At 33.9% G+C, this 26,971-nt stretch carries 20 protein-coding genes; 5 read left to right on the top strand and 15 right to left on the bottom strand.

The features are described 5' to 3' along the window. Nucleotides 1-51 precede the first annotated feature (51 nt). Nucleotides 52-2,133, bottom strand: a complete 2,082-nt coding sequence (locus C4S35_RS02865; RefSeq protein WP_103998792.1) for a recombinase — start codon at nt 2,131-2,133, stop codon at nt 52-54. A 306-nt stretch (nt 2,134-2,439) separates the two neighbouring features. On the opposite strand from C4S35_RS02865, the gene C4S35_RS02860 reads away from it, so the two are divergent. Continuing rightward, on the top strand, nt 2,440-2,907 hold the full coding sequence (locus C4S35_RS02860) for a CYTH domain-containing protein (RefSeq protein WP_103998791.1): 468 nt from the start codon (nt 2,440-2,442) through the stop codon (nt 2,905-2,907). 1 nt (nt 2,908) lies between these two features. Here C4S35_RS02860 and C4S35_RS02855 read toward each other — a convergent pair whose 3' ends face one another. From C4S35_RS02855 to uvrC, 11 genes are all read right to left on the bottom strand, one after another. Then, the gene (locus C4S35_RS02855) at nt 2,909-3,391 is read right to left on the bottom strand and encodes a septal ring lytic transglycosylase RlpA family protein (protein WP_103998705.1); all 483 of its coding nucleotides are present in this window, start codon (nt 3,389-3,391) and stop codon (nt 2,909-2,911) included. An 83-nt stretch (nt 3,392-3,474) separates the two neighbouring features. Next, nucleotides 3,475-3,897 carry a hypothetical protein gene (locus tag C4S35_RS02850; RefSeq protein ID WP_103998790.1) on the bottom strand — a complete coding sequence of 141 codons (423 nt, stop codon included), beginning with the start codon at nt 3,895-3,897 and terminating at the stop codon, nt 3,475-3,477. Between the two features lie 98 nt (nt 3,898-3,995). Further along, nucleotides 3,996-6,785, bottom strand: a complete 2,790-nt coding sequence (locus tag C4S35_RS02845) for a TonB-dependent receptor (protein WP_103998704.1) — start codon at nt 6,783-6,785, stop codon at nt 3,996-3,998. Between the two features lie 313 nt (nt 6,786-7,098). Beyond that, nucleotides 7,099-8,742, bottom strand: coding sequence for a glucose-6-phosphate isomerase (gene pgi / locus C4S35_RS02840; protein ID WP_103998703.1), 1,644 nt, complete (start codon nt 8,740-8,742; stop codon nt 7,099-7,101). A gap of 252 nt (nt 8,743-8,994) precedes the next feature. Then, nucleotides 8,995-10,227, bottom strand: a complete 1,233-nt coding sequence (locus tag C4S35_RS02835; RefSeq protein ID WP_425269132.1) for a M23 family metallopeptidase — start codon at nt 10,225-10,227, stop codon at nt 8,995-8,997. Nucleotides 10,228-10,240: 13 nt separating this feature from the next. Continuing rightward, nucleotides 10,241-11,176: a tryptophan 2,3-dioxygenase family protein gene (locus C4S35_RS02830; RefSeq protein ID WP_103998702.1), complete on the bottom strand. Its 936-nt coding sequence runs from the start codon at nt 11,174-11,176 to the stop codon at nt 10,241-10,243. After that, complete coding sequence (locus C4S35_RS02825) at nt 11,176-11,946, bottom strand: DUF3108 domain-containing protein (RefSeq protein WP_103998788.1); 771 nt, start codon at nt 11,944-11,946, stop codon at nt 11,176-11,178. The genes C4S35_RS02830 and C4S35_RS02825 overlap by 1 nt, the downstream gene beginning before the upstream one ends. A gap of 293 nt (nt 11,947-12,239) precedes the next feature. Continuing rightward, entirely contained in the window at nt 12,240-13,400 is a 1,161-nt protein-coding gene (gene hppD / locus C4S35_RS02820) for a 4-hydroxyphenylpyruvate dioxygenase (RefSeq protein ID WP_103998701.1), read from the bottom strand. Nucleotides 13,401-13,589: 189 nt separating this feature from the next. Further along, nucleotides 13,590-14,747 carry a homogentisate 1,2-dioxygenase gene (locus C4S35_RS02815; protein WP_103998700.1) on the bottom strand — a complete coding sequence of 386 codons (1,158 nt, stop codon included), beginning with the start codon at nt 14,745-14,747 and terminating at the stop codon, nt 13,590-13,592. A gap of 218 nt (nt 14,748-14,965) precedes the next feature. Further along, nucleotides 14,966-17,167, bottom strand: a complete 2,202-nt coding sequence (locus tag C4S35_RS02810; protein ID WP_103998699.1) for a patatin-like phospholipase family protein — start codon at nt 17,165-17,167, stop codon at nt 14,966-14,968. Nucleotides 17,168-17,207: 40 nt separating this feature from the next. After that, nucleotides 17,208-19,007, bottom strand: a complete 1,800-nt coding sequence (gene uvrC / locus C4S35_RS02805) for an excinuclease ABC subunit UvrC (protein ID WP_103998698.1) — start codon at nt 19,005-19,007, stop codon at nt 17,208-17,210. A 127-nt stretch (nt 19,008-19,134) separates the two neighbouring features. Here uvrC and C4S35_RS02800 point away from each other — a divergent pair, with 127 nt between their 5' ends. The 4 genes from C4S35_RS02800 to C4S35_RS02785 all read left to right on the top strand — a co-directional run bounded on the left by C4S35_RS02800 (nt 19,135) and on the right by C4S35_RS02785 (nt 22,272). Then, on the top strand, nt 19,135-20,118 hold the full coding sequence (locus C4S35_RS02800) for a succinylglutamate desuccinylase/aspartoacylase family protein (protein ID WP_103998697.1): 984 nt from the start codon (nt 19,135-19,137) through the stop codon (nt 20,116-20,118). A gap of 118 nt (nt 20,119-20,236) precedes the next feature. Beyond that, the gene (locus C4S35_RS02795) at nt 20,237-21,523 is read left to right on the top strand and encodes a pyridoxal phosphate-dependent decarboxylase family protein (protein ID WP_103998696.1); all 1,287 of its coding nucleotides are present in this window, start codon (nt 20,237-20,239) and stop codon (nt 21,521-21,523) included. Next, a complete protein-coding gene (locus C4S35_RS02790) occupies nt 21,468-22,031 on the top strand; it encodes a 5-formyltetrahydrofolate cyclo-ligase (RefSeq protein WP_103998695.1) in 564 nt (187 codons plus the stop codon). The genes C4S35_RS02795 and C4S35_RS02790 overlap by 56 nt, the downstream gene beginning before the upstream one ends. Nucleotides 22,032-22,074: 43 nt before the next feature. Beyond that, nucleotides 22,075-22,272: a hypothetical protein gene (locus C4S35_RS02785; protein WP_103998694.1), complete on the top strand. Its 198-nt coding sequence runs from the start codon at nt 22,075-22,077 to the stop codon at nt 22,270-22,272. 64 nt (nt 22,273-22,336) lie between these two features. Here the strand turns inward: C4S35_RS02785 and C4S35_RS02780 are convergent, their stop codons facing one another. The 3 genes from C4S35_RS02780 to ileS form a co-directional block, all read right to left on the bottom strand. Next, on the bottom strand, nt 22,337-22,936 hold the full coding sequence (locus C4S35_RS02780; RefSeq protein WP_103998693.1) for a lipoprotein signal peptidase: 600 nt from the start codon (nt 22,934-22,936) through the stop codon (nt 22,337-22,339). Between the two features lie 85 nt (nt 22,937-23,021). Next, complete coding sequence (locus tag C4S35_RS02775) at nt 23,022-23,402, bottom strand: TraR/DksA family transcriptional regulator (protein ID WP_103998692.1); 381 nt, start codon at nt 23,400-23,402, stop codon at nt 23,022-23,024. A 6-nt stretch (nt 23,403-23,408) separates the two neighbouring features. Then, nucleotides 23,409-26,867, bottom strand: a complete 3,459-nt coding sequence (ileS, locus tag C4S35_RS02770; RefSeq protein ID WP_103998691.1) for an isoleucine--tRNA ligase — start codon at nt 26,865-26,867, stop codon at nt 23,409-23,411. Nucleotides 26,868-26,971 lie beyond the last annotated feature (104 nt).

Raw genomic sequence — 26,971 nt, 5'->3', positions numbered from 1 at the left:
ATTCCAATTATCGCTGTAGTCTTACGGCATTATTTACAAATTACTTAAAAATTACTCCTTTTTCTCTGTATTTAAGTAGTTTTCAACCGTTACTGATTTAATTTTCTTTTCTGTCGGAAAAAAGAAACTAATTGGCCTTGCTTTAAAATGTTTCCAAATAGAAGCCGTTACGAATTTTAACTCGAATACAGAAATAGCTCTTGAACGGAATGCTAAACCCAAAGACAGACTAAAACTCACCATAAAATTCACTAATCCAATAATACCAATTCCAAAAATACCCCAAAATAACATAGAATTACTAATCGCATAATTTGCTCCATACAGACCTAAAGCCAAATTTCCGCTGGCAAAAGTAATATGTCTAATATCCAGATTTAATCCTAAAAATAATCCAATTGAACCAATACTTCCCATGAAAATACCAAACCAGAAATTAGATATAATTCCTGCCCATCTTTTTTCATAAAGCTTTGCCAATTTCAGTGTGCGTAATTTCCCAAAACTCCTCTTTAATCCAGGATGTTCTGCTATTCGAAAATAAACCTGATTATGTTTATCTCTATTGGCAACACTTCCTGAAATGATTCCCGATAAAAACAAAAACACACCAGCAATAGCTGAATGAAGAATCGCTAAGGAATGAATAGGACTTAAATCAACGAGTAAATTTTTCCATTTTGTTGCTGCAATATTATAGTCTAAAGTATAATCAATCAACCAGATCCCAAGTAATGAAATAGGAAAAGCCATAATAACATTCCCCACAAAAGCTATAAACTGAGACCGAAAAACACGCGCAAAAAGAATGGCAAACGCTTGATATTTTTCAGAATCTTTCCCTTGTTTTATCTCTCCCTCTTCCAGCGCTTTTATTAAAGCAGCAGCAGTCATAGCTGGTTGTTTAGTTGCCAAAGTAAATCCCAAAAGATAAATGACAATAAATCCAAAAGCATAATTCATACTATAAAGAAAGGCATGCCCAAAAAAACTTGCATCCACTTTAGAAAGCAATACTTTAATTATGCACATTATACCCACAATAAATCCTCCTCCCATTGCAGTTCGAAACATTTTAAAATATTCGCTTCGCGTTTCTGTAATGTAATGTTCTCCTGTTTTTGCCGTATGTTGCGTTATTTCATAAGAAATCAACTGTGTACTTTCTCCAATAAATTTCCTAACATTATTTTTATAACAATTGTATCTTATTAATTGCAAAGCCAAAGCAATTCCGTTCGCTTTGATATCCTGCTGTTTATCAACTATTAAAAGTGGAATTAAATGTTTTAATCTATCTAATTGTTGTCTGATTTTCAATAAATTCTGATTTACTCGAAGCGAAATTCCATATTTAGAACTATTATGGAATGCCTTATCAACAAAGGCCTCGCACTGTTTATGTAGTACCAGTACCTGTGCATACGACAAATTATCCGGTTTTATATAATGCAAATCAGAGTTTCTAATTTTATCCCCAATTTGAAGTAATTCTTTTTCAAAAGCACCAAACGGACTTTCAAAATCATCAAACTCCGGCACCATCTTAAGTACATCGGTTTCCATAGCGCGTCCACTAATTCGTTGCGTTAGTAAAGACATAGCAATCAACAGCTCTGACAAATTTGTGTTAGCGGCTGCGGTTTCATAAATTGATTTAAATTCTAAAAGTGTATATAATTCACCTAATTGATTGGATTGTATTCTATTAATCCAAAGCGCGTCATCCCGATTATAAAACACTTGGTTCAGAACATATTCTAAAGTGTTTTTTTGTGGCTGATATGGTAAAAATTTAGAGAAAATCCTTTTTTTAACTTCAAAAATAAAATCAACATCTTGCAGTATAGCTGCATCAGAAAGGATCTTACTAAATTTTTTACCTCTTAAAATTTCTTTTATATAAATAGAAAACTGCGTACGGCAAGAATCATTTTCTTTTAAAAAAGAAATAATTTCCTGTAAGTCGACTGTTTGTAATTTCTTGATTTTTGAAGGTCGAATGAGTTCAACTAAGGTTACTAGGGCTTCTAAATCATCCTCTCTGTTACGCCAAGACTGACTGTCATCAAAACAAGAAGTTAATAATTCCGAGAAAGTAGGTTTGGATTTTGTCTTGAAAAATAATCTCATTTTAGTAGTCTCCTTTTTTGTAAAAGTACAATTTGGTCTATTAACTTTCATTAACTTCATCATAAAAAGCAATTCTTGAAGTTAAAATAGGGAATTATAAAAATCAGTGAGACGAAAGTAATTGCAGATTTAATAGGGGCATGATTATTAATCATCCAGAGAATATCAATATCTTTGAAATATAATATTAGCCCATGCTGCAATGGAAATCTAGGATTAAACTGTTTTTTATTTGAATCCAAATTATTGGCCCTAAAATGAAGAATGGAACAATTTAAAATATTAAAATAAGTTTAGCGCATGAAAATGATAGAAATAGAAAAGAAATTCCTGGTTTTAAACAATTCATTTAAGGTTGCGGCTTTTAATAAAAATCGTATTACGCAAGGCTATCTAAGCACAGTTCCTGAACGCACGGTAAGAGTGCGCATTAAAGGAGACAAAAGCTATTTAACCATAAAAGGCTTATCTAACGATACCGGAATGTCTCGTTTTGAATGGGAAAAAGAAATTCCTGTTGATGAAGCCAAAAAACTACTGCTTTTGTGTGAAGAAGGAGTTATTGACAAAACTCGCTTTGAAATAAAAATAGACAATCATATTTTTGAAGTCGACGAATTTTATGCAGAAAACGAAGGCTTGATTATCGCCGAAATCGAACTTGATTTTGAAACTGAAACCTTCAATAAACCAAATTGGTTAGGAGAAGAAGTCACAAAAGACAAACGTTATTATAATTCTTATCTAAGTAATCATCCCTACAAAAAATGGTGATTTAATTATTCAAAACTGCAATCGTAACTTTCATTCCTCCATCGTCTTTACGGGAAGCAATATCCTTAAAAGCTCTTTTTGATAAATCAATTTCTCTTGACTTTACAAACGGACCTCTATCTGTGATTTCTACAATAACTGATTTACCATTAGCTTCGTTAGTCACTTTTACTTTTGTTCCGAAAGGCAATTTTTTATGGGCTGCAGTATATTTATTATTATCGAATTTCCTGCCGCTTGTTGTTCTTTTTCCGTTAAATTTATCAGCATAATACGAAGCATGAGCCTCTGTCTTATAGATTTTAAATTTGCCGTTCTCTAGTAGTAAAGTATCTGAAATAATTTCCTGACGGCCAAGCACCATTTTACTTTTCTTAATAGTATCCTTTTGAACAAAAGCTTTTTGTTTATTTGAACCGCTGCTTTGACTGCTGACTAAACCTATAATTGCTAGTAAAAAAAATAATGTAATTAATTTTCTCATTTATTCTTATTTTAGTTAACCCTATTTACAAAAACCATACCTAGATAAAAAAAAAGCTCTATTTCTAGAGCTTTAACAGATTTTTAAAACCACATAGACCATGGAATTCTACTCAAAATAAGAAGCAGTCCTAAACCGTAAAAAATAGAAAAAGTTTTAAATTTTGATTCACTTGTCACCATCTTTTTATGCTTAGACCACCCTATCGTAATCAACGCAACCCCAATGATGTTGATTAACGGATGTTCTAACGAAGTTAGTCGTAATGCCTTATCTGACATTTGCCCAAAAGATGCAAAACCTAAAGGAGAAACAAAATATAAAATCAAGCCTATCAATAATTGTGTATGTATCCCTATTAATCCAAACAGCGCAATTTTTCTATCTTTTGCAGTAAATTCTTTTTTGGAAAACATTCCTACAAATGAATTAACCACCGCAACAACTAATACTAAAAGTGCTAAATAAGCCCAACCAGAATGAAATTTTTGAATAAATTCGTACATATAACTTGTTTTTGTTTTAACAAATATAAGAAAAAAAGGCATAAAAAAACGGCATCACGCTAAAAGCAGATGCCGTTTTTAATTAACTAAATTATTTTTTAGAAATTGTAGCGTAAACTAAAGTTCCATGTTCTTCCAAAACCGAAGAAAACTTGATTTGCATTTGCAACACCATTATAAAGTCTGTTGTTTGATGCATAAGTTCCTAATGCTGGATTACTTGAACTTACATTATCATCTGCAAAAATATTAGTTCTTGATTCTGCAATGTAAACTTCGTCTAAAACATTGTTTACATTCAATCTGAAGTTTACTGAATTATCTTTGTTTTTGCCTACGAGCATTTTGTATGAGAAACCAGCATCCATTAAACCATAAGAAGGCAATTGCAAAGAACCTTTATTAGTCGCAGAAGTAAAGTTTCCAGGAGAAATAGAAGCGTATAATTTATCAGAATATCTGTAATTAGCGTCTAAAGTAACTCTTTTAACAACTTCATAAGAAGCTCCCAAAGAAGCAGTAACTTGAGCTGCATCTCCAACTTTAACTTTATCTAAATATAAAGTTGTTGATGTACCACCATCAATTGGATTATTCGTATTATCATATCTATTGCTAACACTATTACCATTATAAACCCATTTCCCTGCAGAAAACATAGCATTTATTTTGAATTGATCACCAACTTTCGCATTAGCTTCAAGTTCTACACCAGAATGAATTTCTGTTATACCTGAGAAATCATAATAACCACCAGGATTATCAATTGAATTGTCAGTAGATCTTTGGTATCTGTCTTTCCAATTAGTATGGTAAACGTTTAAGTTAGCATTGAAAACAGCTGAACGGAAACCGTATCCTGCTTCTAATCCAGTAATTTTTTCATTAGTTAAATTTGCTGCTACAACAGAAGCATTATTAGGATAAACCGCATTAAAGAAAGGTTGTTTTGAATAATATCCTGCGTTAACAAAAACATTATGGTTTTCATTAATATTATAATTCGCTCCTCCTTTTACATTTCCTCCTAAAATATTTTCAAAATCTGTAGAATATAAAGGATCAGTTGTTTTATATTTAAAGAAATCATTTCTTTTGAAAGCTTGCTGAGAAACCGCTCCTTGGATAAAAGCAGTAAGATTATCAGCACTGTACTCTAATTGAGTAAAAGCACCATACCATCTAACCAGACCGTCATTATTGAAATTAATTTTTTCTTGATTTGAACCATTATAAAAAGGATTCGCATTTGGTCTTGCTTCATAAGTATTAGTTAAAAGCCTTGGAACTTGAGCATTAGCTGCATTAACATTATTCACATCTGTATTATCTGAATATCTATTTGCTCCCAATAAATCATTTAACACTTGGTAATGAATACCTCTATATGTTCTTGCATCAACACCAAAATCTAAAACTAATTTTTCATTTAGTCTTTTGTTTAAGTTCATAACACCACCATACCAGTTGTGAGAGTTAACTGAAGCGATTTGAGAAATACCATTAGTATTGTTATTAGCTGTAGAAGAACTATTTTGATATGCTCCGCCTATTTTAGCTCTTGTAACAGTGTTTCCACCTACAACAACCGGTTGACCTGAATTATAAGCTTGTATTAAGTCAACATTTATTAAACCATCTGCTGTTTTTAAAGCATCTCCAAAAAATCTATTCCCTCTTATTGCTCCAGCTCCGTTAGAACCTCCTCCACGACCCCAAGATCCGTAAACTACGGTTGACAATTTAGTCGTTTCGTTTATTTTCCAATCCCAATTGATTGAACCAACTGGTTTATGATAATAGTTAGTTCTAAAACTATACTCTTGTCCATTTAAATAACCCCAGTCCGAGTTGTATTTAGTATTAGGCTCTCCATTTGACCCATATTTCTGAAAAGTTGCAATTGTTGGAGCAGCAGATCTTTGATTATGCCATTGAGGAGCACCTGTAAACGTAAATTGGATATCATGTTGTTTATTGATTTCATAACCAAGGGCAAGAAAATAATTGTATCCTTGAAATTTAGTTCCATCAATATATCCGTCACCACGCGTTTGACTCAATAAAACAGAAGCAGACAATCCATTTCCCATTTTTCCTGTAGAATATGATGCTTGTGTTTTTAGATAATTAGCATTTCCAAAAGTTGATGCTACTGTACCTCCTTCTTTCATATCAGAAGCTTTTGTAACAATATTGATAGTTCCTCCTACAGAAGAAATAGCCAATTTAGAAGAACCTAAACCTCTTTGAACCTGCATTGCAGAAGTAACATCTGACAAACCTGCCCAGTTACTCCAGTAAACCGCACTGTTTTCCATGTCATTTACTGGCATTCCATTGATCATTACCGCAATGTTTCTTTGATCAAAACCACGAATATTGATTCTTGAATCTCCAAAACCACCACCCGATTTAGTAGCGTATACTGAAGGTGTATTCGCTAAAATTTCAGGAAATTCCTGAGATCCTAATTTTTCCTGAATTTCTGCAGCTTTAATTGTTGAAACTGCCACAGGTGTTTTTCTGTCTTTTGCAATATCTATAACACTACTTCTAACAACAATTTCTTCCAATTGATTATTGGAATTTAAAACTATCGTTCCTAAATTAGTTGTAGCACCATTTTCAACTGAAAATCTAACTGTTTTAGACTCGAAACCTATAAAAGAAATAACTAACTCTCCTGATTTAACAGAAGCATTAATAGAAAATTTACCGTCAAAATCTGCAGAAGCTCCAATGTTTGTATTTTTAATTGCAACATTTGCACCCGGTAAAGAACCTTGACCATCTGTAATAGTTCCTGTAACTTTTCCTTGTGAGAATACCGTTGAAACTACCAAAAACATTAATCCAGTGAGTAACCAATTTTTCATTGTTGTCATTATTGTTTAGTTTATTAATATTTGACAAAAATATAACATTTTTAGATTGAAAAGTTAACACAATGTTAATAAAGTGTGTTTTTAACGTAGGCACATTATTGTCAAATGATTTTCTTGTAAAAATTGTTAAAAAATTATATTTATTGTATTTATATACAAATTATATTGTAGAAACAATAAAAAAATAACATTCGAAAAAAAACAAAATCCCAAAATTTAATTAATCAAAAAACTATCATTTAGACACTTATAAAGAGAAAACCCCAATTTCATATAGTAAAATTGAGGTTTTTCAATAAATTGTTCTGATAATCTATTTATTCTTCAAAAAATGATTCAACAAAAATGCAGTTGAACTATCGTGATTTTTCACTTCTTTTGTATTAATTTCTTCTAAAATAGAATTTGCTAATTGTTTTCCAAGTTCAACTCCCCATTGATCAAAACTAAAAATATTCCAAATAATTCCTTGCACAAAAATTTTATGTTCGTATAATGCGATTAAAGAACCTAAGGTTTTTGGCGTCAATTTTTGTATTAGTATAGTGTTCGTGGGTTTGTTTCCCGTAAAAACTTTATATGGCAAAAGAAATTTTGCTTTATCAGCGGAGAGCCCTTGCTTATCAAATTCTGATTGAACCTGCTCTTTTGATTTTCCTTGCATTAACGCTTCAGTTTGTGCAAAAAAGTTAGACATCAATTTATCATGATGATCTTTGTCTCCATACAATGGTTTTACGTATCCAATAAAATCAGTTGGAATCAATTTAGTTCCCTGATGAATCAATTGAAAAAACGCATGCTGAGAATTAGTTCCGGGCTCACCCCAAATAATGGTTCCGGTTTGATAATTTACGGGCTTACCGTCTCTACCCACACTTTTGCCATTGCTTTCCATAGTTCCCTGCTGTAAGTAAGGGGCTAATTTTTGCAAATATTGGGTATATGGGATCAAAGCTTCGCTTTCGGCTCCAAAAAAATTATTGTACCAAACACTTAATAAAGCCAAAATCACTGGGACATTTTGGTCAAAATCAACAGTTTTGAAATGCTCATCCATTTCATTTGCACCACTTAATAATTCGTCAAAATTTTCAAATCCTACCGCTAAGCTAATTGTAAGACCAACCGCACTCCATAAAGAAAAACGTCCGCCAACCCAATCCCACATAGGAAATATATTGTCAGGATTTATTCCGAATTCGGTTACTTTTGCGATATTGGTTGAAACCGCAACAAAATGTTTGGCAACATCTTCTTGTTTTGCTGATCTTAAAAACCATTTTCTGATCGTTTCAGAATTAGTCAATGTTTCTTGTGTTGTAAATGTTTTGGAAACAATAACAAAAAGAGTCGTCTCCGGATTTAATTTTTTAATAATTTCATTTACATGATCCCCGTCAACATTCGATACAAAATGTACGTTTAAATGATTTTTATAAAATTGTAATGCTTCAACCGCCATAGCAGGTCCTAAGTCTGACCCACCAATACCGATATTTACAACATCTGTAAAAGTTTTTCCAGTAAAACCTGTTCTTTTACCAGAAGTAACTTCATTCGTAAATGCTTTTATTTTGTTTTTTACATCATAAATTTCAGGAACTACATTTTTACCGTCAACATATATAATTGCTGATTCTTTAGCCCTTAAAGCCGTGTGAAGTACTGCCCTGTTTTCAGTTTGATTGATTATAGCACCCTCAAAATAGTCTTTAATCGCATTTTTAAGTCCAACTTCATTTGCCAACTCCAGCAGTAAAGTAATCGTTTCCTGATTGATAATGTTTTTTGAATAATCAAGTAAAAAATCATTCCATTTTAAGCTGAATTTTTCTGTTCTTAACGTATCAGATTGAAACATTTCATGCATGGAAGCTTTTTGTAATTCTTTATAATGCAATTGAAGTTTATTCCAAGATACTGTTTCTGTGGGGTTTATCGTATTTAAAGCCATTATTATTAGAATTGTAGTTTTGTTTAGTTTTTGGCAAAAATACCGAAATTAGTTTTAATGAAAAATACCTTTACAATTATATAACAATTTATGACAAATATGCTAAATCCATAAAGTTCTGAACTCAACACAATTCAAATTAGAATACGATAGATTTAATTCTATATCCTAATAACAAGAAAGCAAATCATAACTATTGAATTTATAAAAAATCAAAAAGTGCAAATCCATTACGTAATGGCTAAAATTAAATTATAAATTAGAAATACTATCTAATTCCCATTTGAGAGGAGCAATCATCTTTAAAAATCGGCTTTTATCTCTACTGTTCATAGGTTCACCATTTGGTAATTTAAGTCTTAATGCATCGACCTGAATCCCATTTTTCCAAAATCGATAACATACATGCGGACCTGTTGCTAAGCCGGTGCTTCCAACGCGACCAATAACTTGTCCTTGATTTACATGTTGACCTCGTCGCACCAAAATTCTTGACATATGCAAATATTGGGTTGAATAGGTTCCATTGTGTTTCACTTTGACAAAATTTCCGTTACCAGCGGTAAAACCAGTTTGCTCAACTGTGCCACCGGCAGTGGTTGTGATCGGCGTTCCGTATGGAGCTGCATAATCCGTTCCTTTATGAGCTTTCCAAGAATGTTGCACGGGATGAAATCGATTAGTTGAAAATCGGGAAGAAATTCTACTGAATTTTATTGGTGTTTTTAGAAAGAAATTTTTAAGTGTTTTTCCCTCCTCATCATAATATTCTATTTTACCGGAGGATACATTTTGAGCATAAGGAAATGCGTAAATAATTTTTCCTTTGTACTCAAAAAATGCTGCCTCCAGATCTTCTACACCATCATAAACAGTGTCGTTTATAAATCGCTCTTTGAAAGTAATTCCAAATCGATCCCCTTTTTTTAGTTTATAAAAATCTATTGACCACGCATAAATTTTAGATATTTTACTCGCTAAGGAACCTTCGACTTTAGCATTTTCTAAAGTTTCTGACAATGAACCTTTCAACAAGCCACCAATTGTTCTACTCTTAAAAGTAAGCGGATAGGTTTTTTCATAAGCAACTACAGTTGTATCTCGTAAATCAACAACATAATAGTGTAATGCATCTGGCTGGTAAATAAAAACCTGTAATTTGTTGGTTTTATTTTTGGATCTAAGCAAAGTATAAGGCCTGTTTAATCTGATAGTTCTTACATCAAATGAGTCCTTTACTTTTTTAACAATATCGAATACCTCTCTATTGCCAATATTTTGCTTTTGTATAATAGTCCCAAAAGTGTCTCCCTTTTTTATAGTGTCCTTAATCACATTAAAATCAGAATATTTAAATCCAAATTCAACTTTTTTGGACACTGGTCTAATAATTTCATCCTCAAATCTAATCTCGGATTTCTTGCACGATATTAATGAAAATAAAACTATGATACTAATTAATACTTTCTTCAAACTGTAATTCATTTTGTAATTTAAATTATTTTTCTTCTCCCCAATTCGCCAACTCAACAGCTGACCATAATTCCGGGAAAAATATTCTTCGTTGGTATTTTGGATGCATGTATTTTTTCCAGTCGCTTCCACCAGTTGCTTCTCCGCTTCCTTTCCCACTTTGATCAATATATTTCTTTGCCGTATTAAGGTGTTGCATCACCCAAGTAATATTTACTGTGTGATCATAATGACGCATCGCTTTAATTAATTCTGGGTTTCTTTGATCTATAGCCGGAAGTTGCTTGAATTTTTGCCAAATATTTATGGTGTTGTATTCTTGCATATGGCCTAAGAACATTTTTTTGTATTTTTTTTCAAACTCCTCCAACAAAAATGATTTTTTGCCAGTTTGGTAATCTTTACCGGCAGCCTGCCAATACAAATGTTCAAATGCAAATTCAAAAGGAGTGTTTCTGTCAATTGTGTCTCTAAAACGGTGATCTATCAGATTTATTAGATCTGTCGAAGAAAATTCTATTAAACGATATTGTGCACTTTGAAAACCACTTGCAGGTGTAAGAGTATTTCTAAATTTCATATATTGCTCGACATCCATTCCGTCCCCCATAATACTGAAAGATGTAGTCAGCATATCAAAATATCGACTAATTCTCATTAACCTTTCGGTAAAAAAATCGGTTTCAATGTTTTGTGCGTATGAAATTTGGTTCATTTCCCAAAGTATCATTTTAAATATCAGTTCGTTTACCTGATGATACATGATGAAAACCATTTCGTCCGGAAGAGTTGTTCTTTGAGTTTGAAGATTTAATAATGCATCTGTTTGAATATAATCCCAATAAGTGATTGGTTTGGACCAAAGTAATCCTTCTAGTTGCGTCTCCGTTTTTTGGTTTATTGCTTGGTATTTAAGTTCAATTTCTTTTAAAATTTCTTCCGTATTACTGTTACTAGTCATTATTTTTTTATTTTAAACGGACTCTTCAATCCTTTGAAACCATCTAAATCTGCCTTGATCGACCCTACAGCCAGACTTGCTTTAATTCGCAATGGTAATTTATTATCGTCGTCTGAGACCCAAACGGTTAGACTTTCCTGCTCCTTAAAAACGCGCCCTGACTGAACCAAAGGTCTAAAAATCATAGCGGAAACATCGCCAAATTTAGTTGTAATATCCTCACGTCCAATAAATTTTAACTTAAACTTTGTAGTTTCATCATCAAAAAACATATCAATAGCTATTGACTCCCCTACCTTTAATTTATCAATACTTGAGTAATTTCTTAAATAATAAAAAGCCGACAATATATCCTGCGTGTTTTTTGGAATCATAAGCGTTTTTTCCTCTTTGTGCTTATAATCCTTAACAAGAACTCTGTTTGTAATTTGATTGAAAAATCCTTCTTGATTTTTAGTATAGCCTCCTTCGTTTATCTTTCTCACAAATTGATGCGGGTTTCCTGTCTCTTTATCAATGTAGCTTTCATATAAATCATCTACTTTGAAAAAAAATCTAGACATTCCTGTAGTATATCCTTTCCCGATTACATGAAATGATTTTTTGCTGTTTACAGTTGCGTCTTTAACTTCTAAAGTTGCGTAACCCGCATTTACTATACCGTAATGGATTCTGAATTTAAACCATTCACCCACATCGTATGCGTCTTCCTTCTTAGAATCGAAACTTACAGTTGTAACTAATATCAGGAGTAATAGTATTTTTTTCATTGCTTTTTTTGTCAGATTATTGACCGTAACTGCAAATTTTGTTCCAAATATATTAAAACAAAAAAACTCAGTCAAATAATGACTGAGTTTTTATGCTATTAACTAACCAAAAAACTATAAATTATGAAATTTATATCAATTTCGGAAGGAAACCACCCCTTCCTGTTTTGCGAGGGCAAAGGTAATTAACAAACCCAGTATTTCTTATTAAAAAATTAACTTTAACACAAATTACTCAAAAATACAGGTAGTTCGTCGGTTAAAATTTCACATTATATAAAAAAAATGCGTTTCTATAGTGTTCCTCGTAATGCCTGTTCTCTTTCAATTGATTCAAAAAGCGCTTTAAAATTACCCGCACCAAAACCTTTGGCTCCCATGCGCTGAATAATTTCGAAAAATAACGTTGGTCGATCTTGTACGGGTTTTGTAAAAATTTGTAATAGATAGCCTTCTTCATCGGCGTCGACCATTATCGCAAGTTTCTCTATTTCATTCAAATCTTCTTTCATCATTTTCATATGCTCTCCCAATCGTTCCGGAATAGCCTGGTAATAGGTATGTGGCGGAGCGGATAAGAATTCGATTCCTCTTGCTTTCAATTGTGATACTGTTTTAATAATATCATCCGTTGCAATGGCGATATGCTGAATTCCTGGTCCACCATAAAAATCTAAATATTCTTCTATTTGCGATTTTTTCTTCCCTTCAGCAGGTTCGTTGATCGGAAATTTTATTCTTCCGTTTCCATTCGACATTACTTTACTCATCAAGGCCGAATATTCGGTATTAATTTGTTTGTCATCGAAAGAAAGGAAATTCACAAATCCCATTACCTCTTCATAGAACTTAACCCAAGTGTTCATTTCGTTCCAGCCTACATTACCCACCATGTGGTCAATGTATTTTAATCCTGTTGGTTCCGGATTGTAATCTGATTTCCATTCCTTAAATCCAGGCAAGAAAACACCATTGTAATTTTTGCGTTCTACAAAAATATGAACTGTTTCTCCGTAGGTATAAATTCCGGAACGAACTACTTCTCCAAATTCATCTTTCTCGACTGTTGGCTCCATAAAAGAGCGGGCGCCGCGTTTCATTGTTTCTTCGTAAGCACTAGTAGCATCTTCTACCCATAATGCAGCTACTTTCACTCCGTCTCCATGCTTTCTTAAATGTTCGTGTATAGGAGAATCTTGTGTTAATGGCGTGGTTAATACGATTCTGATCTTATCTTGTTTTAGCACATAAGACGTTCTGTCTCTTAGTCCGGTTTCTAATCCTGCATAAGCCAATGATTGATAACCAAAAGCAGTTTTATAATAATGTGCGGATTGTTTTGCATTTCCTACGTAGAATTCTACATAATCGGTTCCTAATAAAGGAAGGAAATCTTGTGCTCCTTCAAATATTTTTTCTAGTCCGTATTCTACTGATTTTACTTCTTTTGACATGGTATTTATTTTTTTACTCGGTAAATCTGATTTTGGAACGCGGATAAAACGGATTTACAAAGATTTTATTAATTTAAAAATATGTTGTTGTTTATACTAAAGCCTTAGCCCTGATAATAGTAAAAATCCTTTTTTGAGGTTTTTTAACCGAAAAAAAGATTGCAACGAATAGCAGGAAATAGCTCCTTATTACTCTACCCAGGATTTATAATATTGTCCATCGTCCAATCCCATAGCTTCTTCAGTCACCATTAATGGACGAAATGTATCTACCATTACCGCTAATTCATGTGTTTCAGTATGACCAATACTACGTTCCATAGCGCCTGGCGCCGGTCCGTGGGGAATTCCTTTGGGATGCAACGTGATATGACCTTGCTCAATATTATTACGCGACATGAAATCGCCATCTACATAATACAAAACCTCATCACTGTCTATATTACTGTGATTATAAGGTGCAGGAATAGCTTTTGGATGGTAATCGTACAGCCTTGGAACGAAAGAACAAACCACAAAAGTCGAAGTTTCGAAAGTTTGATGTACTGGTGGCGGCTGATGAACGCGGCCTGTTATAGGTTCGAAATTGTGAATGCTAAATCCATAAGGAAAATTGTAGCCGTCCCAACCCACAACGTCAAAAGGATGCGTGGCATAGATTATTTCGTGCATCATTCCCTCCTTTTTAAGTTTGATAAGGAAATCGCCTTTTTCGTCATGCGTTTCTAACTCTGTTGGCAAAATAAAATCACGTTCGCAAAATGGGGAATGTTCTAAATGTTGACCTGAATCATTTTTATATCGTTTTGGCGTATAAAATGGAGCGAAAGATTCAACGTAGAAAAGTCTGTTTTCTGATGTTTCAAAATCAATTTGATAAATTATTCCACGAGGAATAATAAGGTAATCCCCATATTCAAAAGGAATATTTCCCATCATGGTGCGCAATTTTCCTTTTCCTTTGTGGATGAAAATCATTTCATCAGCATCCGCATTTTTATAAAAATAATTACACAAAGACTGTCTTGGCGCAGCTAATCCTACAGTACAGTCTTTGTTAACAAGCATTGCTTTGCGACTGTCTAGAAAATCATCTTCGGGTTTTAACTCAAAACCTTTTAATAATAACGATTTTATATTTTTTCCAATGGCGATTTTTGGTTCAACCGAATACGACTTTGTAATTTCTTTTATTTGAGTTGGTCTATGAACATGGTAAAGCAAAGAGGAATGACCATTAAAACCCTCTGTTCCAAATAGTTGCTCGTAATACAAACCTCCATTTGGTTTTTCGAATTGTGTATGTCTTTTTTGGGGAAAATTTCCCAATTTATGGTATAAAGGCATGATTTTTTAAATTAGATAATTATACAATGAAATAATAAAGTATTTAAATAATGATAGAATTAGATTGATTCGAGAGAATCTCTAACTTAAATTTCTGTTATCTGATTGATTTCTCATTCAGGATTTCTCTTGATAAGAAATTGCAGATATCCTAATAAACCGGTCCAAATTGTTTTCATAATAACAAATATCGGAATTATTATTGAAATAAATTATAATTAAAACATAAACCCAACACTAAACCATGTATATCCTTTTCCCGTTTCAGGCGACCAGGAATGTTTAATTTCTACAGGTCCAATTATCGTTTCTAAACCATATCCTACTGCGTACCCTGTGTATTTGGGTATCGAAATCCAATCTACATTCTGAAAAAGCCCGTTACCAATGTTAGCGAAATTTGCCGAAAAATTAAAATGATTATTTTTGTAAAATTCATAATCTATCGTTCCCGTGGATTTAATATAGCTATTTCCCGCAATACTTAAGAAATCATATCCATAAAAATGTCTAAAATTATTTATCATATTGTAACCATATCCTCCTAAAATAAAATCAAAAAAAGCAATACTTTCAGGACCTATAGAAAAACCGGCTTCCGTTTGAAATTTAACTGTGGTGTTTTTGAAGAGGGTTGCTGCTATTCCAAAATCACCTTTTGCAATAGAAAAAGGTTTAAAATTCCCGGTATAATTTGACGAAAATAAATAGGACTGGATGTCCCCAGAAAAACACCACCCCTTTTTAGGAAAATATTTGTTGTCAAAAGAATCGTACTTCATGTATCCAAAAATACTGGTGTACGTACTCTTGTCAATTATAGGATTTAAATTTGATAAAGTTTCCGAATTGATTTTCAAAAATTTGTATTCAACTCCACCTCCTATTAAAAATTTCTGTACAAACAAAGATTGAAAATAAGCTTGATTCGTAACATCTGAGAAGTCCACATTAATGGAATTAATTCCCAAAGAGGCCAAATCTACGGTACTTATATCACTCGTTACATTTCTATTGAACTGATTGAATTGTGATTTAAAACCAAAACTTAAATTAAATCCATTTTCAATGTAATAATCAAAATTATACCTGAAATTATCTCCCAAAACCACATCCAATGACGCAATGTCATTCTTGAACAACGTTTTTTTACGACTCAAATTAACTAATACAGCGCTTTTAAATAAACCATCATAATGCAATCCAAATTTCAAATAGGATTTTGTGGTATTTTCTTTTAAACTAATATTTAAGTCGTCCCCATTTTTATTAGAATCCAATGAATACGATATTGTACTGAAATTTTGAGTTGCATTAATGTTATTAATTCCCATTAACAAACCATTGTAATTGGTTTTCGCTCCTGGCTTAAATCTTAATTTTCCAATGACGTAGGCTTTTGTATAATTGTCTAAATCATTACAATTTATGTCGCAAATTTGCAAGCTGTCCGATTCAATTTTTAATTTTGGTTTTTTATATGGATTAGACTCATCCACAAGAATTTTTATCTTTTCATATACAGAAAATGTTGCGTCTTCCCCTGTTCTAATAATATCCTTCCCTTTGTCAAAGGAGATTACTCCAAATCCTTTAATGTCTGGTTTTATGTAAATGTCAGTTTCTTTTATATTTTGCTTCATTCGTTCTATTGAATGAAGGTTTGTAATTTGGACTAAAATTCGTGTAGCATTTTTAAGCTTTGTTCTATCCAACAAATCATCCTGAACATCTACTCCAATTATAATATCAGCTCCTAACTTCCTTACCTGCTCAATTGGATAATTATTAGAAACACCACCATCAACTAGTAATTTCCCATCAATTTCTACCGGAGAAAATAAAGACGGAAATGCGGAACTGGCCATCATTGCTTGGGCCAAATTACCTTTATCCAATAAAACTTCACCTCCTGTTTCTATATTAGTTGCTATACACAAAAAAGGAATTGTAAGCTGGTTAAAATCCCTAACATGCCTTACATGCTTCGTAAGTCTGGTCAATAAATTATAATTGTACATTCCCTTGGATAATGCTTCAGGTATTCCAATTTTTAGCTTATTAAAAGGCAATACTAATGCGTATAATTCATCGTTTCGCTTCTCGTAGAAATTTTTTGATGTCCTTGGAATGAAGTCATTTATTAATTCATCAAAATTTGTTGACTGAAAAATAGAATCAATCTGGCTTGCAGTGTAACCCGAAGCATACAATCCTCCCACAACCGCTCCCATGCTGGTTCCTCCTATATAATCAATTTTGATTCCGGCTTCTTCAAGTACTTTCAGAACTCCAATGTGCGCAAATCCTTTGGCACCACCACCGCTTAAAACCAAACCTACTTTAGGTCTTTTTTGCTCTTGTGAAAACAAAGTGAAACTCATACAAAAAATAATGAATAATAGAGCAATCTTCTTCATAAGCAGCAATTTGGTATGTAATAGAATTGAGTGGTATTAATTATTCATCTGTAGCCTTGTAAAATTCGACAATTTTTTTGGCTTTTGACACACCTATAACGTCAGAAATTTCTTTTTCTGTCGCTAATTTCAATCTTTTAACACTTTTAAAATGTTGAATCAAAGTCAACATTGTTTTTTCTCCAATGCCGGGAATACTTTCTATCGAAGAATTTAGTGCCGCTTTACTCCTTTTATCTCTATGATGTGTAATCCCAAAACGATGCGCCTCATTCCTTAAGTGCTGAATTATTTTCAATGTTTCTGATCTTTTATCCAGATACAAAGGAATGGAATCACCTGGATAAAATAATTCTTCCAGCCTTTTGGCAATACCAATTATTGTAATTTTCCCTCGCAAACCCAATTCATCGATACTTTTTAATGCCGAGGATAATTGTCCTTTTCCTCCGTCAATAATGATTAATTGTGGTAAAGGCTCATTTTCATCTAATAATCTTTTATAACGACGATACACCACTTCGGTCATCGAAGCAAAATCGTCCGGGCCTTCAACTGTTTTTATATTAAAATGGCGGTAATCTTTTTTGCTTGGTTTCCCATCCTTGAAAACCACACAAGCCGCCACAGGATTAGTTCCTTGAATATTCGAGTTATCAAAACATTCGATGTGTCGTGGCTCCACTGGCAATCGCAAGTCTTTTTGCATTTGAGCCATAATCCTTTTCGTATGGCGATCCGGATCTACAATTTGAAGTTGTTTCAATTGTTCAATTCGGTAAAACTTAGCATTTCGAATCGATAAATCCAGAATTTGCTTTTTATCTCCCAATTGCGGAACGGTAATTTTTATATTCTCCCCCAAATCAACGTGAAACGGAACAATTACTTCCCTGGACAACAAATGAAAACGCTCTCTCAATTCGACAATCGCCAATTCTAATAATTCTTCATCGGTTTCGTCGAGTTTCTTTTTGATTTCCATCGTGTGCGAACGAATAATCGAACCGTGCGAAATTTGTAAAAAATTCACATATGCCGCACTTTCATCTGAAACTATCGAAAAGACATCGATATTGGTGATTTTTGGATTTACAATTGTGGAACGCGATTGGTAGTTTTCCAGAACTTCAATTTTCTCTTTTATCTTTTGTGCTTCTTCAAAATGCATATCTGCGGCCAGGTTGGTCATGACACGCTTGAAATCCTTCATGCTTTCTTTGAAATTCCCTTTCAAAATTTCGCGAATTGCATCAACCTGCTTTTGGTAGTTTTCTAACGTTTCGTAACCTTCACAAGGTCCCATACAATTGCCAATATGATATTCGAGACAAACCTTAAATTTCCCGCTTTCGATATTGCTTTTACTCAAATCATAATTGCAGGTTCTAAGCGGATACAATTCTTTGATTAGTTCCAAAATAGTATTTACAGTCTTGAAACTCGTGTAAGGACCAAAATATTCCGACCCGTCTTTGACCATCCGTCTGGTGGCAAAAATTCGCGAAAAAGGTTCTTTCTTAATACACAACCAAGGGTAGCTTTTATCATCGCGCAACAACACATTGTATCGTGGCTGCAAGGTTTTTATAAGGTTATTTTCTAATAAAAGTGCATCCGTTTCTGTAGGAACAACAATGTGTTTTATGGTTACAATCTTCTTTACTAGCACATTAGTTTTGGCTGTATCATGAATTTTATTAAAATAAGAAGACACCCTTTTTTTTAAATTTTTGGCTTTGCCAACATACAAAATTTTCCCTTCCTTGTCGTAATATTGATAAACACCAGGACTATCAGGCAAGGTTTGGATTTGAAGGGTTAAAGTTGCTAAATTCATGTAACAAAGTTAATCTCAAAAATCCCGAAATACAAATCAATACTCTTGAAATCTTTCTGTTGATAGTTTTACCAGAATTTTAGTTTCTAATTCGTTATTATCCTTATTTTTATGGTTTCAAGAACTTATGATAAAAAATAATTCCGCACCAATAATAATTTTTGGCGAAAGCATTATTCCAGGTGAAAGCAAAACCATCAATGTGGAAATCGCCCGATTGCATACCACAACCAAATTAAATATTCCAGTTATTGTTCGTCGTTCTAAAATTGATGGCCCTGTTGTACTTTTTTCAGCAGGAATTCATGGTGACGAGATTAATGGTGTAGAAATAGTTCGGCAACTTATCAGTAAAAAAATAAACAGACCAAAAAAAGGAACTATTATCTGTATTCCTATTATAAACGTATATGGATTCGTCAATAAGTCAAGAGAATTTCCTGATGGTCGAGATTTAAACAGAGTGTTTCCAGGAAGTAAAACTGGTTCTTTAGCCAGCAGATTTGCTTTTCATATTTTGACGGAAATCATGCCAGTTGTAAATTACGCAGTAGATTTTCATGCCGGCGGAGCAAGCCGATTCAATGCGCCACAAATTCGCCTCGCACAACATAATGAAGAATTAAAAATATTAGCTGACGTTTTCAATGCTCCATTTACTTTGTTTTCTAAAAATATTGCTGGTTCTTTCAGGAGTGCCAGCGAAAAATTAAATGTAAAGATGCTCCTTTTTGAAGGTGGAAAATCCCTTGATATTAATAATAATATCGCTGGTGAAGGGGTAAATGGAGTGAAACGATTGCTTTCACACCTTGATATGTTAGATCCAAAACACAATGTAATACAACAGAAAACACCAACCATCTACATTGAAAAAAGTGGCTGGGTTAGAGCAAAATGCTCAGGACTACTGCATGATTACAACACTATAGGTACTTTTTTGAAAAAAGGATCCATCCTTGCAACCATAACAGATCCCTACGGGAAATTTGAACGAAAAGTAAAAGCCCCAAATGATGGTTACGTAATAAATGCTAATCTTTCGCCTATTGTATATGAAGGCGATGCTATTTATCACATGTCGAATACTGCTGAAAATGGAGAGGAATAAAATCTCTTTTCGGTGAAAAATTGTTTAAAAAATCAACACCATTTCAGGGAAACCAAAACCTAACAATTATCATGTTTTTTATCATTTTAAACCAATAGTTTTGAATAAAACTATTCGTATGCAATTCTGGAAAAAATTATCCCAAAATGAAAGACAAGAACGCATTCAAAAAGCGTTGAACGAAAACGTAAATTTTGCCCATGATGCGTCTTTGGGTTATCCTGCATCTAAATTAGACGGAAAAGTATTCAATAGTGATGCGCCTTTTCTGAAAGATGCTCCTACTCTTCAAACCTATATTGCCAATCCCAATCATATTGGATGCCACACCCTTGGCACTTCCGAAAAAGCATTCAAAGGAACACAGGAAATGGAACGTGAAGTCTTAAATGTTCTTGCTGTGGATATTTTCAAAGCGCAGCCCGATTCTTTTGACGGCTACATCGCTCCCGGCGGAACGGAAGCAAATATTCAAGCCATTTGGATGTACCGCAATTATTTCCTGTACAAACTAAACGCCAACCCTTCAGAAATAGCCATCATTGCTTCAGAAGATACGCATTATTCCATCCCGAAAGCGGCCAATTTATTGATGCTTGATTGGTTAAAAATTCCTGTTGATTTTAAAACTCGAGTCATCGATGCTTTTTCTCTTGAAAATACCATTATCAATGCAAAAAAACGAGGGAAAAAATATTTCATTATAATTTCAAATATGGGAACAACCATGTTTGGAGCTATAGACAATCCGGACGATTATATCCAGATACTGGAAAAACACCAATTAACATACAAATTGCATATTGATGGAGCTTATGGCGGATTTGTTTATCCATTTAGCAATAAAAACTGCGACATCAATTTTGAGAATCCAAAAATCAGTTCTATAACGATCGACGCGCACAAAATGCTTCAGGCTCCGTACGGAAATGGCGTGTTTATTTGCCGAAAAGGTTTGATAGAAAACGTACTGACTAAAGAAGCCGAATATGTAGAAGGAATGGATTTAACGCTTTGCGGAAGTCGCTCGGGGGCAAATGCCATAGCAGTCTGGATGATTTTGTTCACTTACGGTCCTTTTGGATGGTGTGAAAAAATACGCGTTTTACAAATGCGAACCGAGTGGTTATGCGAACAGTTGAATGAATTGAATCTGACTTATTTCAGGGAACCGTATATGAACATCGTAACCATTCCATCAGAACACATCACTAAAGCATTGGAAGAAAAATACGATTTGGTTCCTCAAAAACACGGTACTGGCAATCAATGGTATAAAATTGTGATTATGGACCACGTTGAAGTGGATCATTTGAGTACTTTTATAACCGATTTAAAAGCTACCATTCATGCTAAAAAAAGAATTACGACAAAAATACAAAGCATTACGGAATCAACTCTCTGAAAATGAGTTGGAGGAAAAAAGTTTGGCTGTTGCCAATAAAATACTGATACTTCCTATTTGGGAGAAAATTTATTTCCATATTTTCCTTCCCATAACGGAACAAAAAGAGGTTAATACTGAATTTATTCTTCATTTATTATCTGGAAAAGATAAAGAGATTATTGTTTCAAAGGCTAATTTTGCAACTCTCAAGTTGACTCATTTCCTATTGACTGACAACACTAAAATCAAGAAAAACGTACATAACATTCCCGAACCTATAGATGGTATTGAAGTCCCCTCAATTAAGATTGATGTAGTTTTCGTTCCGCTTTTAGCATTCGACAAAAAAGGACATCGTGTGGGTTACGGTAAGGGATTTTACGATAAATTCTTGTCGGAATGCAAACCGGATGTGATCAAAATTGGTCTTTCTTTCTTTGAACCCGAAGAATTGATTACTGATGTTTTTGAAGGCGATATAAAACTGGATTATTGCGTGACACCAGATTCAATTCACACGTTTTAATTTTTAATCCGTACTTTCGCAACAGATAAAATTTAATTAAGTTATGAGAACATTCAAAAATTCAAGATTTGCCGTAAGTGTTATGGTTATTCTATTTGCAGTTTCATTTTCAAACTGCAGCATTCAAACCGGAACCAGCAGATCTTCCTACAATGCTAAAAAACTTCCACCAGGACAAGCAAAAAAAATATATGGAGGGAAAAGCGCTAAACGTTACGCGCCCGGACATAATAAAAATTAATAAAACGAAAAGACCTGTTCATAATTTGAACAGGTCTTTTTTTATATTTTGGATAACTTTGAATCTAGTTGTGATGAAATGCTTTTTTGTTGAAAAAAATCAAGATTCCAACTCCTGTAGAAATAGCCATATCGGCAACATTGAAAATAGCATTGAAAAAAGTAAATTCCTTTCCGCCCCAAATAGGCAACCAACTTGGTAGATTTCCGTGCCAAAAAGGAAAATAAAACATATCAACTACCTTGCCGTGAAACCATGTTCCGTAAGGTCTGTCTGCAAACAATGTGGCCAATTGCTGGTGACTGTCATTAAATATAACCCCGTAAAAAACAGAATCAATTATATTTCCAAAAGCCCCTGCAAGAATTAATGCAATCGCTACAACTAAGTAATTAGAACTGTGTTTTCTTTCCACAGAATCCCACAACCAATACCCAATTCCTCCAACGGCTACTAATCTAAAAAGAGTCAAAATTAATTTTCCGTAGGCTCCTGGAATTACGGTACCCCAAGCCATTCCTTCATTTTCGATGAAAAGAATTTTAAACCATTTAAATACTTCGTCTTCTTCGCCTAGAATAAAATTAGTTTTAATATATATTTTTGAAACCTGATCAACAAGTAAGATAATAAAAATAAGTAGATACGCTTTTCGTAATGACATTTTATAAATTTTAATGGCGTAAAAGTAATAATTTAATCAAAAAAAACGCTCCTTCAGGAGCGTTAAATATTATACAACAAATGATTTATCGTTGCGAATTTTTTGCCTCGATACTCATCGTTGCGTGAGGAACGATTTTCAATCTTTCTTTCCCAATTAATTTGCCTGTGACTTTGCATACACCGTATGTTTTATTTTCTACGCGGAACAGCGCGTTCTTCAAATCACGAATAAACTTTTCCTGACGAATCGCCAGCTGTGAGTTTGCTTCCTTAGACATACTTTCACTTCCTTCCTCAAATGCTTTGAATGTTGGAGACGTATCGTCAGTACCATTATTCAAATCATTCATGTAAGCACTTTTTATCAAATCTAAATCTGCTTGTGCTTTTTGTATTTTGTTAAGTATTATCTCTTTAAACTCTGCTAAATCCGCGTCAGAGTATCTTGTAGCTTCATCTACCATTTTGTATTATTTTGAAATTAATATCATTGTTTTTATTTCGTCAAATTCAATTTCTGTACCGTTTTCAATTTCATCTACAAAAACCAAATCATTAGTTAATGTTTCCGATTTAATATAGTCTACATTTTTAAGAATTGCTTGTTCCAAAAGTCCATTTCTTTTTAGTTGAACTTTAATTTTATCAGTAACTTCAAATCCAGAATCTTTACGAATATTCTGAATTCTGTTTACTAATTCTCTAGCAATTCCTTCTTGTTTCAACTCCTCAGAAATTGTAATATCAAGCGCAACCGTTATTCCGTTAGCATTGGCAACCAGCCAACCTTCAATATCTTGTGATGTTATTTCTACATCTTCTAAAGTTAAAATTACGTTATTTCCTGCAATAACAATATTCAAACTTCCTTCCTTATCCAATTGGCTGATTTGCTCTTTTGAAAACCCTTGTATTTCCTTAGAAATCAAGCCCATATCTTTTCCAAAACGTGGTCCGAGCGCCTTAAAATTAGCCTTAATTTGTTTAACCAAAACACCAGAAGCATCATCCAAAAGTACGATTTCTTTCACGTTTACCTCTGCTTTTATTAGGTCAGAAACGGCCTCTATTTCAGCCCTTTGATTTTCGTCAAGTACTGGAATCATTACCTTTTGCAACGGTTGGCGAACCTTTATCATTTCCTTTTTTCGGAGTGATAAAACCAATGATGAAATGGTTTGTGCTTTCTGCATTTTGCTCTCTAACATTTTATTAACATAGTTGTCAACCGAAATTGGGAACTCCGCCAAATGTACGCTGTCATATTTTTCCGACTGTGTTGCTAACGTTAAGTCTCTATAAAGTTTGTCCATAAAGAATGGAGCAATTGGCGCACCCAGTTTACTTATGGTTAACAAACAGGTATATAAGGTTTGATAAGCAGCGATTTTGTCTTGTGCATACTCTCCTTTCCAGAAGCGTCTTCTGCACAAACGAACGTACCAATTACTCAAGTTTTCCTGCACAAATTCTGAGATTGCACGAGCTGCTTTCGTTGGTTCATAATCTGCATAAAAACCGTCTACTTCTTTGACCAAAGTGTTCAATTCCGAAATGATCCACTGGTCAATTTCCGGTCTTTCGTTTACCGGAATTTCCGCTTCTTCAAATTTGAAACCATCAATATTGGCATACAAACTAAAGAACGAATACGTGTTGTATAAAGTTCCAAAGAATTTACGGCGAACCTCAGCGATTCCTTCTAAATCGAATTTCAGGTTGTCCCAAGGATTCGCATTCGAAATCATATACCAACGCGTCGCATCTGGACCATATTCTTTTAATGTTTCGAAAGGATCTGCGGCATTCCCTAAACGCTTGGACATTTTTTGCCCGTTTTTGTCCAAAACCAATCCGTTTGAAACTACATTTTTGTACGCTATTTTGTCAAAAACTAATGTTCCAATCGCATGTAAAGTATAAAACCAACCACGGGTTTGATCAACTCCTTCTGCAATGAAATCAGCAGGAAAATCTTTATTTTCGTCAATTTTATCTTTGTTTTCAAAAGGATAATGCCATTGCGCATAAGGCATAGAACCCGAATCAAACCAAACATCAATCAAGTCCGCTTCACGCGTCATTGGTTTCCCAGAAGCAGAAATCAAGGTGATTTCATCTACTACATTTTTATGCAAATCAACTAAATCATAATTGGATTCCTCCATATTTCCAATTTCAAAACCTTTGAAAGGATTTTCTTTTTGGAAACCTGCAGCGATAGATTTTTCAATTTCGTTGTATAATTCTTCAACAGAACCAATTAAGATTTCCTCTTGTTTGTCTTCAGTTCTCCAAATTGGCAATGGAATTCCCCAGAATCTGGAGCGTGACAGATTCCAATCATTGGCATTTTTCAACCAATTTCCAAAACGTCCTTCTCCGGTAGCTTTTGGCTTCCAGTTAATGGTTTCGTTCAAGTCAAACATTCTGTCTTTAACTTCAGATATTTTTATAAACCAAGAATCCAAAGGATAATACAAAATAGGCTTGTCTGTTCTCCAACAATGCGGGTAACTGTGAACATATTTTTCTACTTTAAACGCTCTGTTTTCTTCTTTCAATCGAATGGCGATTTCAACATCTACGGAACGCTCTGGCGCTTCACCTTCGTTATAGTATTCGTTTTTCACATATTTACCGGCATATTCACCCACATGTGAAGTAAATTTTCCTTGTAAATCTACTAACGGAACCGGAGTTCCATTTTCGTCCAGAACTAACATTGGCGGGATTTCTGGCGTAGCTTCTTTAGCTACTTTGGCATCATCAGCACCAAAAGTTGGAGAGGTATGCACTATTCCCGTCCCATCTTCGGTAGTTACAAAATCCCCTGAAATTACTCTAAATGCATTTTCAGCATTTTGATACGGAAGCACTAATGGCATTAATTGTTCATACCGAATGTCAACTAAATCAGCTCCTTTACATTCAGCCAGAACTTGATACGGAATTTTCTTGTCGCCTTCCTTGAAGTTTTCAAAATCAGCAAGATCAGCACTTTCAAAGAAGCCTTTTCCGAATTGTTTTGCCACTAAATTCTTGGCCAAAATCAATGTAGCCGGACGAAACGTATATTGATTGAATGTTTTTACTAAAGCATATTCGATTTTTGGACCTACAGTCAAAGCGGTATTACTTGGCAATGTCCAAGGAGTTGTCGTCCAAGCTAGAATAAAGATTTCGTCTAAATCCAAAACTTCTAACTTATAATGCAGCAAATTATTAGAACTGATATAATCGTAAAACTTAGAGAATAACAATTCTTTGTGCGCGTCAATTACTTTGAATTGTGCCACAACTGTCGTATCCGTAACATCACGGTAACTTCCCGGTTGGTTCACTTCATGCGATGACAATCCTGTTCCTGCTTTTGGAGAATACGGCTGAATGGTGTAGCCTTTGTACATCAAATCCTTGTTGTAGATTTGTTTCAAAATCCACCAAACCGTTTCCATATATTTGGATTTGTAGGTAACATATGGGTCTTCCATATCTACCCAATAGCCCATTTTTTCGGTCAAATCATTCCATACATCCGTGTAACGCATTACGGTTTTTTTACACGCTTCGTTGTATTCTTCGATGGAAATGGTTTTCCCAATATCTTCTTTAGTGATTCCTAATTCTTTTTCAGTACCCAGTTCCACGGGCAAACCATGGGTATCCCAGCCGGCTTTGCGCTTTACTTGAAACCCTTTTTGAGTTTTATATCTGCAAAAAATATCTTTAATAGCACGCGCCATTACGTGGTGAATTCCAGGCAATCCATTTGCCGAAGGCGGACCTTCAAAAAACACAAATGGCGGGTTTCCTTCACGAGTGGTTACACTTTTCTCGAATATGTTTTCTTTCTTCCAAAAATCCAGAACTTCTGACGCTACAGTCGGTAAGTCAAGTCCTTTGTATTCAGTAAATTTTGTGGTCATTTTATCCTTTTCTATATCAAAGTGCGAAAGTAATAAATAGTTATGAGTTATAAGTAAAGAGTGAAGAGTTTTTGCATTATCGAGGACGTTGGGATGCTTTTATG

It is taken from the genome of Flavobacterium urumqiense (genome assembly GCF_900108015.1).
Lineage (GTDB): Bacteria > Bacteroidota > Bacteroidia > Flavobacteriales > Flavobacteriaceae > Flavobacterium > Flavobacterium urumqiense.
Note: the sequence above shows the minus strand (reverse complement) of the source record. Positions and strands in the feature narration are given on the sequence as shown.

Bases quoted from the DNA above. Each gene is read 5' to 3' on its own strand.
- C4S35_RS02855 (WP_103998705.1), bottom strand. From the start codon at position 3,391: ATGAGAAAATTAATTACATTATTTTTTTTACTAGCAATTATAGGTTTA.
- C4S35_RS02790 (WP_103998695.1), top strand. From the start codon at position 21,468: ATGCTAAAAAAAGAATTACGACAAAAATACAAAGCATTACGGAATCAA.
- C4S35_RS02830 (WP_103998702.1), bottom strand. From the start codon at position 11,176: ATGACTAGTAACAGTAATACGGAAGAAATTTTAAAAGAAATTGAACTT.
- C4S35_RS02860 (WP_103998791.1), top strand. From the start codon at position 2,440: ATGATAGAAATAGAAAAGAAATTCCTGGTTTTAAACAATTCATTTAAG.
- C4S35_RS02845 (WP_103998704.1), bottom strand. From the start codon at position 6,785: ATGACAACAATGAAAAATTGGTTACTCACTGGATTAATGTTTTTGGTA.
- uvrC (WP_103998698.1), bottom strand. From the start codon at position 19,007: ATGAATTTAGCAACTTTAACCCTTCAAATCCAAACCTTGCCTGATAGT.
- C4S35_RS02810 (WP_103998699.1), bottom strand. From the start codon at position 17,167: ATGAAGAAGATTGCTCTATTATTCATTATTTTTTGTATGAGTTTCACT.
- C4S35_RS02800 (WP_103998697.1), top strand. From the start codon at position 19,135: ATGATAAAAAATAATTCCGCACCAATAATAATTTTTGGCGAAAGCATT.
- C4S35_RS02795 (WP_103998696.1), top strand. From the start codon at position 20,237: ATGCAATTCTGGAAAAAATTATCCCAAAATGAAAGACAAGAACGCATT.
- C4S35_RS02825 (WP_103998788.1), bottom strand. From the start codon at position 11,946: ATGAAAAAAATACTATTACTCCTGATATTAGTTACAACTGTAAGTTTC.
- hppD (WP_103998701.1), bottom strand. From the start codon at position 13,400: ATGTCAAAAGAAGTAAAATCAGTAGAATACGGACTAGAAAAAATATTT.
- C4S35_RS02865 (WP_103998792.1), bottom strand. From the start codon at position 2,133: ATGAGATTATTTTTCAAGACAAAATCCAAACCTACTTTCTCGGAATTA.
- C4S35_RS02850 (WP_103998790.1), bottom strand. From the start codon at position 3,897: ATGTACGAATTTATTCAAAAATTTCATTCTGGTTGGGCTTATTTAGCA.
- pgi (WP_103998703.1), bottom strand. From the start codon at position 8,742: ATGGCTTTAAATACGATAAACCCCACAGAAACAGTATCTTGGAATAAA.
- C4S35_RS02815 (WP_103998700.1), bottom strand. From the start codon at position 14,747: ATGCCTTTATACCATAAATTGGGAAATTTTCCCCAAAAAAGACATACA.
- ileS (WP_103998691.1), bottom strand. From the start codon at position 26,867: ATGACCACAAAATTTACTGAATACAAAGGACTTGACTTACCGACTGTA.
- C4S35_RS02775 (WP_103998692.1), bottom strand. From the start codon at position 23,402: ATGGTAGATGAAGCTACAAGATACTCTGACGCGGATTTAGCAGAGTTT.
- C4S35_RS02835 (WP_425269132.1), bottom strand. From the start codon at position 10,227: ATGAATTACAGTTTGAAGAAAGTATTAATTAGTATCATAGTTTTATTT.
- C4S35_RS02780 (WP_103998693.1), bottom strand. From the start codon at position 22,936: ATGTCATTACGAAAAGCGTATCTACTTATTTTTATTATCTTACTTGTT.
- C4S35_RS02785 (WP_103998694.1), top strand. From the start codon at position 22,075: ATGAGAACATTCAAAAATTCAAGATTTGCCGTAAGTGTTATGGTTATT.